Genomic DNA, 15,504 nt, shown 5'->3' with positions numbered 1-15,504 from the left:
GTGTCAGAAAGTTCCGTGATCGTGAAGCCGTTCGACGAACTCACAACGCGCGAGCTCTACGAGATCGCGAAGCTGCGCACCGACGTCTTCTTCGTCGAGCAGAAGGTCGACGAGACCGAGCTCGACTACCGCGACCTCGAACCCGCGACGCGGCACTACTGGATCGCCGCAGAAGACGGTTCGGTGCTCGCCTACCTGCGCACGCTCTGGGACGACGAGCCGCAGCACCGCGCGGCGCACGTCGTCATCGGGCGGGTCGTGACGAGAGTGGATGCCCGGGGGCGCGGCCTCGCGAGCAGACTGCTCGCCGCGGCGATCGCGGACAACCCGGGTCGCGACCTGGTGCTGCACGCGCAGGAGTACGCGCAGGCGCTCTACGCCAAGGCCGGCTTCGAGCCGTATGGCGAGGTGTACCTCGAGGCGGGCATCCGTCATATCGGGATGTATCGCGAAAGTCGGGAGGCGCTCGGCGTTGCCGCCGCTGCTTGCGCGGTCTGATCGCTAGCCTGTGCCCATGCCGCGCGCCCCGCTCACCGACCTCGAGGTCGCCGTGCTGGACTTCGAGCGGGAGTGGCTGCAGGGGCCCGCAGCGAAGGAGCAGGCGATCCGCTCCCAGTTCGGCCTTTCGGGCGCCCGTTACTATCAGATCCTCGGTCGGCTGATCGAGAACCCTGCCGCACTCGCCTACGACCCCCTTCTTGTGAGGCGACTCCTGCGGCAGCGGGACGAGCGGCGCGAGCTGCGCTCAGCCCGTACCCGGCCGATCGACTGATCCGAGGAAGGACCGCCCCCGAGCGCATGGCCCAGCAATTCCCGAAGGACCGCTTCGATATGGTCCCGACCGATCTCGAGCGCGTCGGCGCTCACCGGGCGCCTCAGCATCGCGGCCGCGGGCTGCTGTGGCTCGTGTGGTGCCTCGCGGCGATCCTCGTGATCGTCGGGGCCGGGTGGATCTACCTGCACGTGCTCGACAACAGCCTGCCGGGAGGCTCGGCCTCACCGCAGCCGACCGTCACCGAGACGGCTTCACCGACGAAGACGCCGACCACGACTCCGACGCCGACCGCGACGCCCACCCCCACCCCCACCCCGACTGCGACGATCGTGCCGAGTGCCCAGGTCAGCGTGCTGAACAGCACGCGCCGCGCGGGCCTCGCCGCGTCGGCGGCGACCAAGCTCAAGGCCGCCGGCTGGTCCACGGTGACGACGGGCAACGCGCCGCAGAGCGCGACGACGACGACGGTGTACTACTCCGACCCGGGCCAGATCGGGGTCGCGCTCGGGGTCGCGCAGTCGCTCGGCCTCACGACGGTGACACAGTCGGCGCAGTTCGCCGGAGCGGCCGTGACGGTGGTGCTCGGGGCCGACTACACGGGCTGAGCGGGTGGCCGTGTTACGCCCGTGTGACGATGCCCGGTCGGGGCCGTAACCATTTGGCGGAAATGGCCCCTCGTCGGGATATCCGTCCCCTGGGTGTGGCTACGATCATGCGCACAGTGATGCGTCGAAACGGTGCGCGCGTCCGGCAACACGCAATGGAGAAACGATGGCGAACGGGACCGTCAAATGGTTCAACGCTGAAAAGGGCTACGGATTCATCACAGTCGACGGCGGCGGGCAGGACGTGTTCGTCCACTACTCCGCCATCGACATGAGCGGGTACAAGACTCTGGAAGAGGGCCAGCAGGTCGTCTTCGAGGTCGGCACCGGTTCCAAGGGCCCGCAGGCGGAGTCGGTGCGCCTGGCCTAGCGCGCACTTCCTCGAACTCGCGAAAGCCGCCCGGCAGTGCGCCGGGCGGCTTTTGCCGTTTCGGGATGTGACGGATGCCCGCCGGGTTTCTTGCACTCGCGTAGGGAGAGTGCCAGAATCACTTTTGGCACTCCAGTCTTTTGAGTGCTAACGACATCTTTCGCTGCTACGTCCAGGAGGGACGAGAAACAACCATGGCAAAGATCATTGCTTTCGACGAGGAGGCGCGTCGTGGCCTCGAGCGCGGTCTGAACACGCTCGCCGACGCCGTCAAGGTCACCCTGGGTCCGCGCGGCCGCAACGTCGTCCTCGAGAAGAAGTGGGGCGCTCCCACGATCACGAACGACGGCGTCTCCATCGCCCGTGAGATCGAGCTCGACGACCCGTACGAGAAGATCGGCGCCGAGCTGGTCAAGGAGGTCGCGAAGAAGACCGACGACGTCGCGGGTGACGGCACGACCACCGCGACGGTTCTCGCCCAGGCGCTCGTCCGCGAGGGCCTGCGCAACGTGGCCGCCGGCGCCGACCCGATCAGCCTGAAGAAGGGCATCGAGAAGGCCGTCGCCGCCGTGACCGACGAGCTCATCTCCGGCGCCAAGGAGGTCGAGACGAAGGAGCAGATCGCTGCGACCGCCTCCATCTCCGCCGCTGACCCCGAGATCGGCGAGCTCATCGCCGAGGCGATCGACAAGGTCGGCAAGGAGGGCGTCGTCACCGTCGAGGAGTCGAACACCTTCGGCACCGAGCTCGAGCTGACCGAGGGCATGCGCTTCGACAAGGGCTTCCTGTCGCAGTACTTCGTCACCGACCCCGACCGCCAGGAGGCGGTGTTCGAGGAGCCCTACATCCTCATCGCCAACCAGAAGATCTCCAACATCAAGGACCTTCTGCCCGTCGTCGACAAGGTGATCCAGTCCGGCAAGCAGCTGCTGATCATCGCCGAGGACGTCGACGGCGAGGCCCTGGCCACGCTGATCGTCAACAAGATCCGCGGCATCTTCAAGTCGGTCGCCGTCAAGGCCCCCGGCTTCGGCGACCGCCGCAAGGCGCAGCTGCAGGACATCGCGATCCTGACCGGCGGCCAGGTCATCTCCGAGGAGATCGGCCTCAAGCTCGAGAACGTCACGCTCGACCTTCTCGGCCAGGCCCGCAAGGTCGTCATCACCAAGGACGAGACCACCATCGTCGAGGGTGCGGGCGACGCCGACCAGATCGCCGGCCGCGTGCAGCAGATCCGCAACGAGATCGAGAGCACCGACAGCGACTACGACCGCGAGAAGCTGCAGGAGCGCCTCGCCAAGCTCGCCGGCGGCGTGGCCGTCATCAAGGCGGGCGCGGCCACCGAGGTCGAGCTCAAGGAGCGCAAGCACCGCATCGAGGACGCCGTCCGCAACGCGAAGGCCGCTGTGGAAGAGGGTGTCGTCGCCGGCGGTGGCGTCGCCCTGATCCAGGCCGGCAAGCTCGCGTTCGAGAAGCTCCAGCTCGTGGGTGACGAGGCCACCGGCGCGAACATCGTCAAGGTCGCCATCCAGGCGCCGCTCAAGCAGATCGCCACCAACGCGGGCCTCGAGCCCGGCGTCGTCGCGGCGAAGGTCTCCGAGCTGCCCGTCGGCCACGGCCTCAACGCCGCGACCGGTGAGTACGGCGACCTGCTCGAGCAGGGCATCATCGACCCGGCGAAGGTCACCCGTTCGGCCCTGCAGAACGCCGCGTCGATCGCCGGCCTGTTCCTCACCACCGAAGCCGTCGTCGCCGACAAGCCCGAGAAGGCCCCGGCCGTCCCGGCCGGCGACCCGACCGGCGGCATGGACTTTTGAGCCCTGAGAACGCGTAAGCGTTCGATGGCTCAAGGTCGAGCACGCCGCGTTCGAGCGGTGTGACGAGACACGGTCCGTGCTTCGTCTCTGACGCAAGTAACAGCGAAGAGGGGCGCTCCCGCGAGGGGGCGCCCCTTTCGTATGCCTGCGAAGTCCAGTGCGTCGCCGCGTTCGGCGCTACCCGGGAGATCTTGGCGCCAGAATCGACGGCGCATGCGTCCCGCAGCTACGGCGCGAGCGGCCGACGCACGATGGGGCGAGCGGGCGTGCGACGCGCCACCTCGTGGAAGCCTGCCGCCGTGAAGGCCGACAGGTAGCCGCTGAAGGCGTTGCGGGTCGCGCCGGGCACCGACGCGTCGACCGGGTATGCCTCCAGGGCGGCGACGGTGTACGCGGGCATGCAGCGAGGATGCCAGCAGTGCTACTCGCCGGGAACGTATTCGTGCAGGAATTCCGGAACCGCGCGCGCGATGAGGTCGAAGTCGCGATCGGCGGTGAGCACGGCCGCCCTGTTCACGAGCGCCCAGGCTGCGATGAGGATGTCGATGACCCCGACGCCGCGCCCGGTGCCCTGCTCGAAGAGCGCCTGCTGAATGCTGAGGACATCTTCGAGGTCGGGCGTGTAGCGCGGCCGCGCCAGCAGCTCCATCTCGTCGCGCAATAGCTCGTAGTGGGCGATGTCCCGCGCCGAGAAGCAGTACTCCAGGGCCTGCGGAGGGCAGCTGATGACGAGATTCGACGGATCGGCGAGCAGCGCGTCTACGCGTCGGTGTACAGCGGCGTCCAGGGCGTCTCGCGCCCAAATGCTGTTGTCGATGATCCATACGGTCATGGCGCAGGGTCTTCGCTGAGCGGCGGTGGGTTGTCAAAACTGTCCGGCTGCCAGTTGTGAGAGCGGATGCGCCTTACCGCCTCGCGTTGCCGCTCGACCCCAATGGCCATGTCGATGGCCCAGTCGACCGCCTCGCGGTTCGACGACGCGCCGCTCAGCTGCTTCAGCAGCTGAAGCTTCACCGGGTCGAGATCCAGGGATGTCATGGCCATGGCGACCACCTCCGCACCCATTATATGAACCTCCATATGGATCGGGTCATTGGCGGGCGCGCCGCAGCGGAACGCAAGACGCTCTGCAAGGCGGCGACTTGCTCGCCGCCGAACACGGAAACTGCGAAAGCCAGCTGCGACGCGCCCAGTGGGGATTGACGCGCCAGACCTACAGCCCCGCGGCGAACATCTGGTAGTTGCGTAGCTCGCTCTCCTGGTACTGCTGCGCGGCCGAGGTCAGCACCTGCTGCAGCTGACCCATCTGGGTCTCGATGGTGCGCTGTGTGGTCGTCCAGTTGGCGAGCACCTGCTGGAAGGCACTCGCGGCCTGTCCCGACCACGAGCCCTGCAGCGCGGTGAGCGTGGCAGTCAGGTGCGCCGCGTCGCCGCGCAGTTGCTCGAGCGTGGCCTGGGCCGAGCGGGTGGCGTCGAGCACCGCGGTGCTGTCAACCTGGAACGTCGTCATGGCTTCCTCCGATGGGTTCGAATGAACGGATGCCTGGACGCTAGCCCGGCCGGGGAATCCGTCGCCCAGGGGAAGCCCCGGAATGTGGACAGCGGCGGCACGCCGCGGCCTGTGCTGGGGAAGTCGCTCAGCGCGCGCTGTCGGCGAGGGGCAGCTGGACGCGGAAAGTCGCGCCGCCGCCCGGCGTCTCGACGACGTCGACTGTGCCCTTGTGGGCGCGAATGATCGAGGTCACGATCGCGAGCCCCAGGCCGCTGCCGCCGGTCTCGCGCGTGCGCGACGTGTCCGCACGCCAGAACCGCTCGAAGATCTTGTCGCGGATCTGCGGCGGGATGCCTTCGCCGTGGTCGATGATCTCGAGCCGGGCGCGGCGCGTGTCGAGGTCGACCGCGACGCGCACCTCGATCGGCGAGCCGTCCGGCGTGTAGCGCACCGCGTTGCCGATCAGATTGCCGAGCACCTGCCGCAGCTTGTTCTCCTCGCCCATCACGAGGGCGGGAACGGTGTGCGGCTCCGGGATGTCCTCGAGCTGCAGCGGCATCGTCTCGGCCATCGAGATGTCGGCACGCCGCCCCTGGCCGCGCCGGCGCAGGCGGGCCAGAGCGCTCGCCGTGAAACCGACCGGGCCGGTCGGCTGCTCGCCGCGCGCGCTCGACGTGCGCTGGCTCGGGCGCAGGCTGCGCTGGCCGATGCGCGTGAGGCCCGTCGCCGCGGGTTGAGGCTTCTCAGTGCCGACTACCGGGATCACCTGTGTCGGCGTCGGGTCCTCGGCGGCGGAGGGTCCTGGCGCAGGCGGGGCGGCCGGGGGAAGCTCGACGATGACGCCGAAATGGCGCGTCGGGTGCGCGGCTCGGGCGTCCATCGTCGCGTCATAGGCCAGCGGAAGCAAGTCGACCTGCGCGAGCTGCAGCGGGCGCGTCTCGTCGAGGCGGGCGAGCTCGAGCAGGTCCTCGACGAGGCCGCCCATGCGCAGCGCCTCCTTCTCGATGCGACTCATCGCCCCCGCGACGGCCGCCTCGTCCTGCAGGGCGCCCATGCGATACAGCTCGGCATAGCCGCGCACCGAAACGAGCGGGGTGCGCAGTTCGTGGCTCGCATCGCCGACGAAGCGGCGCATCTGCTCGATGGTGCGCGCACGGTCTTTGAAGGCGCGGTCGATGCGCGAGAGCATCGTGTTCAGCGAGCGGTTGAGGCGGCCCACCTCGGTGTTCGGCTCGGCGCCGCCGAGTCGCTGGCTGAAGTCGCCGTCGGCGATCGCGGCCGCGGTGCGCTCGACCTGGCGCAGCGGCGCGAAGGTGGTCGTCACCAGCATGCGCGTCAGCACGGCTCCCACGACGACGACGATCACGCCGAAGCCCAGGAAGATCGTGAGATAGGCGGCCATGAGCACGTCGATCGAGCCGGTCGACGTCGCGACGATCGCGGAGCCGGCCTGGTTGGTGGCGGAGTAGCTGATCGTCACGCAGCGCGCGCGGTACTGCACCGTGCCGTCGTTGCTCGCCAGGTAGAAGTTGTCGCCCGCGTGGCAGACGGGCTTGAGAGCGGCGGGCAGGGTGGTGCCGACCGAGGGGCGCAGGGCGCTCGACTTGCTGCGCCAGTTGTAGCCGAGCAGCTTGCCGTCGGAGTCGTAGACCGCGAGGAAGTAGGCGCTCGACTCGCCGTCGGGGCTGACCTGGTCATTGCCGCTCGACTCGCTGTCGAGCATCGCGTTGATGCTCGACGACGTCGACGCCGCTTCGAGCTGCTGGTCGAGCTGCGAGATCAGCACCGGCTTGAAGAGCAGCGTGGTGCCGATCCCGGTCAGCAGCAGACCGAAAGTGAGCACCAGCACGGTCACGCCCGTGATCTTCGTGCGCAGCGAGATGGAGTTCCACGCTGCGAGCAGTGACCGGTGCATAGGTCTCGAAAGCTACTCCGGCTTGCTGTACGGATGCCTCGGCATCCGTCGCCCTGATCTACGCCTTGCCGGCCTTCAGCATGTAGCCGAAGCCGCGCTTGGTCTGGATGAGCGGCTCGCTCGAGTGTGCGTCGACCTTGCGACGCAGGTAAGAGATATAGCTCTCGACGATGCCGGCGTCGCCGTTGAAGTCGTACTCCCACACGTGGTCGAGGATCTGCGCCTTCGACAGCACGCGGTTCGGGTTGAGCATGAGGTAGCGCAGGAGCTTGAACTCGGTGGGAGAGAGCTCGATCGGGGTGTCGCCGACGAAGACCTCGTGCGTGTCCTGATCCATGGTGAGTTCGCCGGCGCGGATGATCGCGTCGTCGTCGGCCTGCATGGTGCGGCGCAGGATCGCCTTGATGCGCGCGACGATCTCGTCGAGGCTGAACGGCTTGGTGACGTAGTCGTCGCCGCCGACGGTGAGGCCCGTGATCTTGTCCTCGGTGTCGTCCTTCGCGGTGAGGAAGAGGATCGGGGCGGTGTAGCCCGCTCCGCGCAGGCGCTTGGTGACGCCGAAGCCGTTCATGTCGGGCAGCATGACGTCGAGGATGATGAGGTCGGGCTCCTCCTCGAGCACGGCCGAGATGGCCTGGGCGCCGTTGGCGACTGCTCGGACGGCGAAACCCGCGAAGCGGAGGCTGGTGGTCAGAAGATCGCGGATGTTCGGCTCGTCATCGACGATCAGAATTCGAGGTCCTGCGTTCATGCCTCCTATTATCTGCACGTTTCCTGAACTCCGCCAGAGAGAATTTTGAACGCGAGTTATGGCCGCTGGGAGGCCATGACCGTGGGCGCTGCGCCCCGCGCGGAATAGGCTCGGAGCATGACGACACGGCGCTTCGTGATCATCGGGGGCGGTCTGGCCGCGGCGACCGCCGCCGAGACGCTGCGTGATGAGGGCTACGACGGCGACGTCATGGTGATCGGCGCCGAGCGCCATCTGCCCTACCTGCGGCCACCGCTCTCGAAGGAGTACCTGAACGACCCCGCGAAGGAGCCCGCGGAGACGTACGTGCACCCGTGGGATTGGTATCACGAGCACGACGTGCATGTGCTGACGGGAACCCTCGCCGTCGAGCTCGATCTCGTCGACAACCGGGTCATTCTCGACGAGACCTCGTCGGTCGGCTTCGACAGGGCCCTCATCGCCACGGGGGCGAAGCCGCGCGTCGCGCGCCTGCCGGGTGCCGACGCCGCCGGCGTCTACTACCTGCGCACCCTCGACGACAGCGAAGAGTTGCGGGACGCGCTGCGCGAGGGAGGCCGCAGGGTCGTCGTGCTCGGCACCGGCTGGATCGGCATGGAGACTGCAGCGGCAGCGCGCACCTACGGGAACGACGTGACCGTCGTCGGGCGCGGTGCGGTGCCGCTGTCCGTCGGGGTCGGCCCAGAGCTGGGTGCGATCTACGGGGCGATCCACCGCGATCACGGCGTGCAGTTCAAGCTGCAGCGCCAGGTGCGCGAGCTCCTCGTCGCGGACGGCCCGGCCGGCCCCGCGGTGACGGGAGTCGCGACCGACACCGACGGCGAGGTGATCCCCGCCGACATCGTGATCGTCGGCCTCGGCGCCGTGCCGAACACCGAGATCGCCGAGGACGCCGGCCTTGAGGTGAAGGACGGCGTGCTGGCATCTGCCGCCCTCGTCACCTCGCATCCGCTGGTCTATGCCGCGGGCGACGTCGCGAACCCGATCCACCCCGTGCTCGGCCGGCGGCTGCGCAGCGAACACTGGGCGAACGCCATCGGCGGCGGCCGCACGGCCGCGAAGTCGATGCTCGGCCAGGGCGTGATCTACGACGACGTGCCCTACTTCTACAGCGATCAGTACGACGTCGGCATGGAGTACGCGGGCTACGTCCCCCTCGCCGCCGACACGCAGCCGGTGTTCCGCGGCGACGTCGACGGGCGGGAGTTCATCGCGTTCTGGCTCGCGGGCGGCAAGCTCGTCGCCGGAATGAACGTCAACGTGTGGGATGTGTCGGATGACATCCAGACCCTCATCCGCGAGGGGCGCACCGTCGACGCGGCCAAGCTGACCGACCCGAACGTGCCCATCCTCGAGGCATGAGCGAGGCGCCGCCGCTCTATGCGCCGCCGCTCATCGAGCCGGTGCGCCGCATCGGTGCGCGCACCTTCGACTTCTCGCGCGAGGTCGCGGTGATGGCGGTCGTGAACCGCACGCCCGACTCGTTCTACGACAAGGGCCGCACCTTCGGGCTCGACGCCGCCGTCGAGGCATGCCTGCAAGCCGCGCGGGACGGCGCCGACTGGGTCGACATCGGCGGGGTGCCGTTCGCGCCGGGGCCGGCCCTCGCGGCCGATGACGAGATCGCACGCGTCGTCCCCGTCGTCGAGGCGGTGCGGGCGGCGAGCGACGTCGTGATCTCGGTCGACACCTTCGACGCGCGCGTGGCCCGTGCCGCGCTCGCCGCGGGCGCCGACGTGATCAACGACACGACCGGGCTGCACGATCCGGAGATGGTTCGAGTGATGGCAGAGACGGATGCCTCACTCGTTGTCACTCACTCCTTGGCGGCACCCCGTGGCCTGGGGCCTCGCACGCAGTTCGCCGCCCCGAGCTACGCCGACGTCGTGGGCGAGGTCGCGGAGTTCCTGGCGGAGAGGGTGGCCTATGCGACGGCGAACGGCGTGGCATCCGATCGCCTCATCGTGGATCCCGGTCACGACCTGAACAAGAACACGCTGCAGTCGCTCGAGCTCACCAGGCGGCTCGCCGAGATCGCGGAACTCGGCCACCCCGTGCTCGCGGCTGTGTCGAACAAGGACTTCGTGGGGGAGGCGCTCGACGCCCCGCGCGGCGAGCGAGTCGAGGGCTCGCTGGCCGCCGGGGTGGTGGCGATCATGCAGGGGGCGCGCATCGTGCGCATGCACAACGTGCGCGAGTCGGTCGCCGCGGTGCGGATGACCGAGGCCATCCTGGGGTGGCGGGCGCCGGCGGGGACGCTGCGGCACAACATGGGGGAGGAGAACTCGTGACGAGTGCGCGCATCGACCGGCTGGTGCCGACGTCCGTTCGCGACGCCGAAGACCAGCAGCTGCTCGACTGGTACTCCGAGGGCGCCGCGCACCCCGACGGGCGGCCGTGGGTGCGCGTGAACTTCGTCGCGTCGATCGACGGCGCGGTGACCAGGAACGGAACGAGCGGCGCGCTCGGCGACGAGGCCGACCACCGCGTCTTCGACCTGCTGCGCCGCCTCGCGGACGTCGTGCTCGTCGGGGCGGGAACGGTGCGCAAAGAGGGTTATGGGGCGATGCGGCTCTCGGACGCGGATGCCGCATGGCGCGTCTCCCACGGTCGCACGGCGCAGCCCGTGTTCGCCATCGTGTCGGCCGAGCTCGGGCTCGGCCCCGCCGCATCGATCTTCGCTGAGGCGCCGGTGCGGCCCATCGTGTTCACGACGGCCGATGCACCCGACGGCCGCTTCCAGGCGCTCAGCGAGATCGCCGACGTCGTGGTCGCCGGCGTCGACCTGGTCGAGCCGTCGTTCCTGCTCGAGGAGTTCCAGCGCCGCGGCCTGCTGCGCGTGCACTGCGAGGGCGGCCCCACCTTGACGGGATTGATGCTCGCCGACGGGGCGATCGACGAGATCTGTCTGACGGTGTCGCCGACGCTCGAGGGCGGCGACGCGGGCCGGCTCACCGGCGCCGTGCCCTCTGATCCGCAGGGTATGCGGCTCGCGCAGGTCTTGAACTCCGACTCGACGCTGCTGCTGCGCTACGTGCGGGCCGAAACACCGGTGTAATCGCACGCGCCTAGGCTCGGGGCAGCGTGTCCTATCACCATGGCCGGCGCCGGCCGGCTCCAGGGCGGGGACCAGAACCTCGAAATGGAGCACGTGATGACCGACCCGACCCTGCAGCTCGTCGACAAGTCCGCGGTGGGTGCCGACGCCCGCCAATTCCACATCGGCGTCGCGCCCGGCGAGGTGTCGACCGTCGCCCTGCTGCCCGGCGACCCGTTCCGCATCCCGCTGATCGCCTCGTTCCTCGACGACGTGGTCGAGGTCGCGCACAATCGCGAGCACCGCACGATCGTGGGCAGCTACAAGGGTCGGCGCATCACCGCGACCTCCACCGGCATGGGCTGCCCGTCGACGGCGATCGCCGTCGAGGAGCTCGCTCGCGTCGGCGTCACCTCCTTCATCCGCGTCGGCAGCTCGGCGGCGCTGCAGCCCGGCATCGCGCCTGGCGAACTGCTGGTCAGCGAGGGCACGCTGCGCAACGACGGCACGACGGCCGCCTACGCCCACCCCGGCTACCCCGCGGTTCCGGACACCGAGCTCACCGTGGCGCTCGCCCGGCACAGCGAGCGGCTCGCGGCGGCCGCCGGCTCGGCGTCGCACCGCGGCATCAACGCGAGCGATGACGCGTTCTACGCCGAGACGCCGGAGTGGATCGCGCAGCTCAACCGCCTCGGCGTGCTCAACGTCGAGATGGAGAGCTCGGCGCTCTTCGTCGTCGCCCGGCTGCGCGGCCTGCGCGCGGGCATGGTGTGCTCGTGCTCGAGCAACCTGGTCTCGGGCATGAGCCTCTACGGCGACACGCGCGCGCCGCTGCATGCCGGCTGGCTGCGCAGCATCGAGGCCGCCCTCGAGACGGCGGCGGAGCTCGAGCTGTGAGCCCCCGCACCGTCATCGAGGGCGGCCACACGGTGGTCGAGGCGGGGGCGCTCGTGACCGCGGACGAGCGTGCCCTCGCGACGGATGCCGCCGCCGCGACCCGCGAGCTCGCCGCCGGCGGGTGAACATCCTCGCCCCGGAGCGGCCGTCGGCCGCATTGATTCCTTGGTTGCGCTACTGGCTTCCGCTTTGCGCTACTCGGATCCGAGCAGCGCAAAACGGATCGTAGTAGCGCAACCGGCGCGGCCCGGTGGTGCGCGGGCCGACCGGGGGCCGACCGGGGGCTACGCGGCGATCGCGTCGAGAGAGCGGGCGTCGAGGATCGTGTACGAGTAGCCCTGCTCGGCGAGGAAGCGCTGGCGGTTCTGCGCGAAGTCCTGGTCGACCGTGTCGCGCGCGACGAGCGTGTAGAAGTTCGCCGACAGGCCGGACTCCTTGGGGCGCAGCAGGCGACCGAGGCGCTGGGCCTCCTCCTGCCGGGAGCCGAACGAGCCGGAGACCTGGATCGCCACCGTCGCCTCGGGCAGGTCGACGGAGAAGTTCGCGACCTTCGAGACGACGAGCACCTTGAGCTCGCCCGTGCGGAACGCCTGGAACAGCCGCTCGCGCTCGTCGACGGGGGTGGCTCCGGTCAGCGACGGCGCGTCCAAGGCATCCGACAGCATCTCGATCTGGTCGAGGTACTGGCCGATGATCAGGATGCGCTCGCCCTCATGCTTCTTCACGAGCGAGCGAACGACATCGAGCTTGGCCGGTGCGGTCGAGGCGAGGCGGTAGCGCTCATCGTCGGCGGAGGCCGCGTACTCGAGGCGGTCAGACGGCGGCAGGTCGACGCGCACCTCGTAGCAGGCGGCGGGGGAGATGAAGCCCTGCGCCTCGATCTCCTTCCAGGGGGCGTCGAAGCGCTTCGGGCCGATCAGCGAGAACACGTCGCCCTCGCGGCCGTCCTCGCGCACGAGCGTCGCGGTGAGGCCGAGGCGGCGGCGGGCCTGCAGCTCGGCCGTGAGCTTGAACACGGGCGCGGGCAGCAGGTGCACCTCGTCATAGACCACGAGGCCCCAGTCGAGTGCGTCGAGCAGCGCGAGGTGCGCATACTGGCCCTTCCGCTTCGCCGTGAGGATCTGGTAGGTCGCGATCGTGACCGGCTTGATCTCCTTGCTCTGGCCGGAGTACTCGCCGATCTCCTCCTCAGTGAGGGAGGTGCGGCGCAGCAGCTCGTCGCGCCACTGGCGTGCGCTCACCGTGTTCGTCACGAGGATGAGCGTCGTGGTCTTCGCCGTCGCCATCGCGCCCGCGCCGACGAGCGTCTTTCCGGCGCCGCAGGGCAGCACGACGACGCCCGAACCGCCCTCGAAGAAGTTCTCGACGGCCTTGTTCTGGTAGTCGCGCAGGTGCCAGCCGTCCTCGGCGAGGTCGATGGGATGCGGGGTGCCCGGCGTGTAGCCCGCGAGATCCTCCGCGGGCCAGCCGAGCTTGACGAGCTCTTGCTTGAGGGCGCCGCGCGCCCACGCCTCGACCGCGAAGGTCTCGTCGTCGACACGGCGCGGCAGCAGCGGCGCGATGCGCTTGGCTGAGGCCACCTCGGTGAGCACTGCGCGGTCGCTGCTCTTCAAGATGAGCGCGCCCTCCGCGTCACGGGCGATGACGAGCTTGCCGTAGCGGTCGACGGTCTCGCGCATGTCGACGGCGACCGACTGCGGCACCGGGAACTTGGAGTAGCGGTCGAGGGTCGCCAGCATGTCCTCGGCCTGGTGGCCCGCGGCGCGCGCGTTCCACAGCCCGAGCCGGGTGATGCGGTAGGTGTGCACGTGCTCGGGGGCGCGCTCGAGTTCGGCGAAGACGGCGAGATCGTGGCGGGCGTCCTCGGCGAGCGGGTGCGCGACCTCGAGCAGCACGGTGCGGTCGCTCTGGACGATGAGGGGTCCGTCAGCCATAGGGGATGAGCCTACAACGGAGTGTCATGAGATCGCTTCGAGACGCCGCTCCGCAATCTCGCGAGCAGAGCTTGCGCGGCGGACGCTCAACGATCGGGTGGCTACGGTGCGCGCACGCCCTTGATGCTCTTGAGCGGCAGGGTGCGCTCGATGTCGGCCTTGCGATCGCGGCCGCGCAGCCGCCCGCCGCCGACCCCCGTCGGCTCGAGCGTGAGATCAAGCTCTGAGCCGTCCGGCATCCCCACGGTCACGATCAGCGGCACGCGCGCTTTGACGGCGGTCTCGAGCTGCCGCGACAGCCAGGCCTCGGGCGACTGAGCTGCCTCGCTCGCAGCCGCCTCTCTGAGATGCGTCACGAGGGCCGTCGCCCGGTCGACCGTCGCGATCACATCGGTGACGGGCGCGTGCCGCTTCTTCACGCCGACGATGCGGCCCGCGGCGTCTTCGGCGGCCACCGGGTAGCGCGCGTCGGCGAGGGCCCAGTAGACGATGTCACGGGGAAAACGGGTGACGAGCTCGGTATCGGAGACACGGGCGAAGCCGAGCGATGCGAACGCCTGATCGACGGCGATCGCGCCGATCAGGTCGGGGTCGACGGATCGCACCGTCGCGCGCGTCCGCGCGTCCGGCGCGTTCTCGCGCACCCGGATCAGCCCGTAGCGCTTCACGGCTTCGTCGATCAAGTAGTCGAGGGGCTGCGGGATGCCGGTGAGGGACACGCTCGTCAGGAAGGAGCGGATCGACTCGGCCGTCTCGCCCGCTCCGATCGCCCGCTCGAGGCTCGCCGCGGTCACGCGGTAGCTCGACGCGAGCGCCCGGCTCTCGACGTCGGCCACTCGACGCAGGTGCGCGTCGAGGCTCGGCACGAGCGGGCCGGGGCTCACGATCGTCAGATCATGCTGCAGGTACACCTTGTCGACCTCGGCGGGCAGCAGCTTCGCCATCGCCTCAGCGGCGCCGACCGGGCCGGACTCCAGCAGCGCGGCGCCGGCCGTGCTGGGCAGTTCGCCCGCCGTGATGCCGAGCAGTTCTGCGGATGCCTCGAAGCGCTCCACCGTGCGCAGCAGCGGCTCGCCCGAGGCCGGGTAGAACCATGTGAGCGTCTCGTGCAGGGCCCGGCCCCACGGCTGATGGGTGCGGCCGCCGAGCAGCTGCCTGATCGACGGAGGAATCGCCTCGAGCCAGGTCGCGGCGAGCGCCTGCCAGCGCTCGGCGGTCGTGCCGGCGAGCCACTGCTCTGCGGCATCCGTCGTCAGCCACAGCGAGCCGTCGCGCGCCACGAGCCCGGCGAGCTCGGAGAGCCAGACTGCCACCGGCACGGCCTCGGGTGGGACGGCCATCGCCGCGGCGAGGCGGCGCCCGTCCGGCAGACTGAGGCCGCCCTTCTGCAGCTCGCGGGCGGGCTCGCGCTCGAGTTCGCCGAACAGCTCGGCGAAGGCCGTGACCGATTGGAACGCGCGTTCAGAGGCGAGCTGGTCGGTCGCGGGGCGATCCGCCGTCGTGACCGCGGCGAGCGCGGCAGGCGGGGTCTCGGTGAGCAACTGCTGCACGCTGGGAAGGCCCTCGTGCGGCCAGGCGGCCAGGCGCTCGCGCACGGCCTCGTAGGCGGCCCAGCCGCTCTCGGTCTGCTCGATCAGCGCGCGACCGGCCAGCTTCTCGAGGCGAGCCGCGGTCTCGGCATCCGTCTCATCGATCGCCTCGCTCTGCGCGACGGACGCCAACGTCGCCAGCGTCGGCCGGTCGAGACCCGTGAGCGCGTGCTGCACGGCCGGGTGCTCGAGCAGCGCCTCGGCGAGGTCGAAGAAGTCGTCGATCTTGGGGCGCAGCGGAAGCCGCTGGGCGATCAGGCCGCGCAGTGCCTCGTCGTCGAGGGCCGCGAGTCGGGAGGCGAGTGTGAGAGTGCTCGTCATC

At 69.6% G+C, this 15,504-nt stretch carries 18 protein-coding genes; 10 read left to right on the top strand and 8 right to left on the bottom strand.

Annotated elements, in window-relative coordinates; all coding sequences use genetic code 11:
- The 5 genes from ABD708_RS12270 (at position 1) to groL (ending at position 3,567) form a co-directional block, all read left to right on the top strand.
- Positions 1-498, top strand: coding sequence for a GNAT family N-acetyltransferase (locus tag ABD708_RS12270; protein ID WP_344754820.1), 498 nt, complete (start codon positions 1-3; stop codon positions 496-498).
- A gap of 16 nt (positions 499-514) precedes the next feature.
- A complete protein-coding gene (locus tag ABD708_RS12265; protein WP_344754818.1) occupies positions 515-772 on the top strand; it encodes a DUF3263 domain-containing protein in 258 nt (85 codons plus the stop codon).
- Between the two features lie 26 nt (positions 773-798).
- A complete protein-coding gene (locus tag ABD708_RS12260) occupies positions 799-1,380 on the top strand; it encodes a LytR C-terminal domain-containing protein (protein ID WP_344754816.1) in 582 nt (193 codons plus the stop codon).
- Between the two features lie 166 nt (positions 1,381-1,546).
- Complete coding sequence (locus ABD708_RS12255; protein ID WP_344754814.1) at positions 1,547-1,750, top strand: cold-shock protein; 204 nt, start codon at positions 1,547-1,549, stop codon at positions 1,748-1,750.
- Positions 1,751-1,944: 194 nt separating this feature from the next.
- On the top strand, positions 1,945-3,567 hold the full coding sequence (groL, locus tag ABD708_RS12250; protein WP_344754812.1) for a chaperonin GroEL: 1,623 nt from the start codon (positions 1,945-1,947) through the stop codon (positions 3,565-3,567).
- Between the two features lie 226 nt (positions 3,568-3,793).
- On the opposite strand, the gene ABD708_RS12245 is transcribed toward groL, so the two are convergent.
- The 6 genes from ABD708_RS12245 to ABD708_RS12220 form a co-directional block, all read right to left on the bottom strand.
- Positions 3,794-3,967, bottom strand: a complete 174-nt coding sequence (locus ABD708_RS12245; protein WP_344754810.1) for a hypothetical protein — start codon at positions 3,965-3,967, stop codon at positions 3,794-3,796.
- 21 nt (positions 3,968-3,988) lie between these two features.
- Positions 3,989-4,399, bottom strand: coding sequence for a PIN domain-containing protein (locus ABD708_RS12240; RefSeq protein ID WP_344754808.1), 411 nt, complete (start codon positions 4,397-4,399; stop codon positions 3,989-3,991).
- Positions 4,396-4,611, bottom strand: a complete 216-nt coding sequence (locus ABD708_RS12235; RefSeq protein WP_344754805.1) for a hypothetical protein — start codon at positions 4,609-4,611, stop codon at positions 4,396-4,398. Before ABD708_RS12235 ends, ABD708_RS12240 begins: the two co-directional genes overlap by 4 nt.
- Positions 4,612-4,780: 169 nt before the next feature.
- A complete protein-coding gene (locus ABD708_RS12230) occupies positions 4,781-5,077 on the bottom strand; it encodes a WXG100 family type VII secretion target (protein WP_344754803.1) in 297 nt (98 codons plus the stop codon).
- A 127-nt stretch (positions 5,078-5,204) separates the two neighbouring features.
- A complete protein-coding gene (locus tag ABD708_RS12225; protein ID WP_344754801.1) occupies positions 5,205-6,974 on the bottom strand; it encodes a sensor histidine kinase in 1,770 nt (589 codons plus the stop codon).
- Between the two features lie 58 nt (positions 6,975-7,032).
- The gene (locus tag ABD708_RS12220; RefSeq protein ID WP_344754799.1) at positions 7,033-7,725 is read right to left on the bottom strand and encodes a response regulator transcription factor; all 693 of its coding nucleotides are present in this window, start codon (positions 7,723-7,725) and stop codon (positions 7,033-7,035) included.
- Positions 7,726-7,842: 117 nt separating this feature from the next.
- On the opposite strand from ABD708_RS12220, the gene ABD708_RS12215 reads away from it, so the two are divergent.
- The 5 genes from ABD708_RS12215 to ABD708_RS12195 all read left to right on the top strand — a co-directional run bounded on the left by ABD708_RS12215 (position 7,843) and on the right by ABD708_RS12195 (position 11,784).
- On the top strand, positions 7,843-9,087 hold the full coding sequence (locus tag ABD708_RS12215) for an NAD(P)/FAD-dependent oxidoreductase (RefSeq protein WP_344754797.1): 1,245 nt from the start codon (positions 7,843-7,845) through the stop codon (positions 9,085-9,087).
- Positions 9,084-10,016, top strand: coding sequence for a dihydropteroate synthase (gene folP, locus ABD708_RS12210; protein ID WP_344754795.1), 933 nt, complete (start codon positions 9,084-9,086; stop codon positions 10,014-10,016). Before ABD708_RS12215 ends, folP begins: the two co-directional genes overlap by 4 nt.
- Positions 10,013-10,783 (top strand): pyrimidine reductase family protein, encoded by a 771-nt coding sequence (locus tag ABD708_RS12205; protein WP_344754793.1) that lies wholly within the window; start codon positions 10,013-10,015, stop codon positions 10,781-10,783. Before folP ends, ABD708_RS12205 begins: the two co-directional genes overlap by 4 nt.
- Before the next feature lie 96 nt (positions 10,784-10,879).
- On the top strand, positions 10,880-11,659 hold the full coding sequence (locus ABD708_RS12200; RefSeq protein ID WP_344754791.1) for a nucleoside phosphorylase: 780 nt from the start codon (positions 10,880-10,882) through the stop codon (positions 11,657-11,659).
- The gene (locus ABD708_RS12195) at positions 11,656-11,784 is read left to right on the top strand and encodes a hypothetical protein (protein WP_344754790.1); all 129 of its coding nucleotides are present in this window, start codon (positions 11,656-11,658) and stop codon (positions 11,782-11,784) included. The genes ABD708_RS12200 and ABD708_RS12195 overlap by 4 nt, the downstream gene beginning before the upstream one ends.
- Before the next feature lie 159 nt (positions 11,785-11,943).
- On the opposite strand, the gene ABD708_RS12190 is transcribed toward ABD708_RS12195, so the two are convergent.
- Complete coding sequence (locus ABD708_RS12190; RefSeq protein ID WP_344754788.1) at positions 11,944-13,593, bottom strand: DNA repair helicase XPB; 1,650 nt, start codon at positions 13,591-13,593, stop codon at positions 11,944-11,946.
- Positions 13,594-13,694: 101 nt separating this feature from the next.
- Positions 13,695-15,503, bottom strand: coding sequence for a helicase-associated domain-containing protein (locus ABD708_RS12185; RefSeq protein ID WP_344754786.1), 1,809 nt, complete (start codon positions 15,501-15,503; stop codon positions 13,695-13,697).
- Position 15,504: the final 1 nt, after the last annotated feature.

The organism is Gryllotalpicola koreensis (assembly GCF_039538185.1).
Lineage (GTDB): Bacteria > Actinomycetota > Actinomycetes > Actinomycetales > Microbacteriaceae > Gryllotalpicola > Gryllotalpicola koreensis.
The sequence above is the reverse complement of the archived record's forward strand: the minus strand, read 5'-3'. Positions and strand labels throughout refer to the sequence as shown.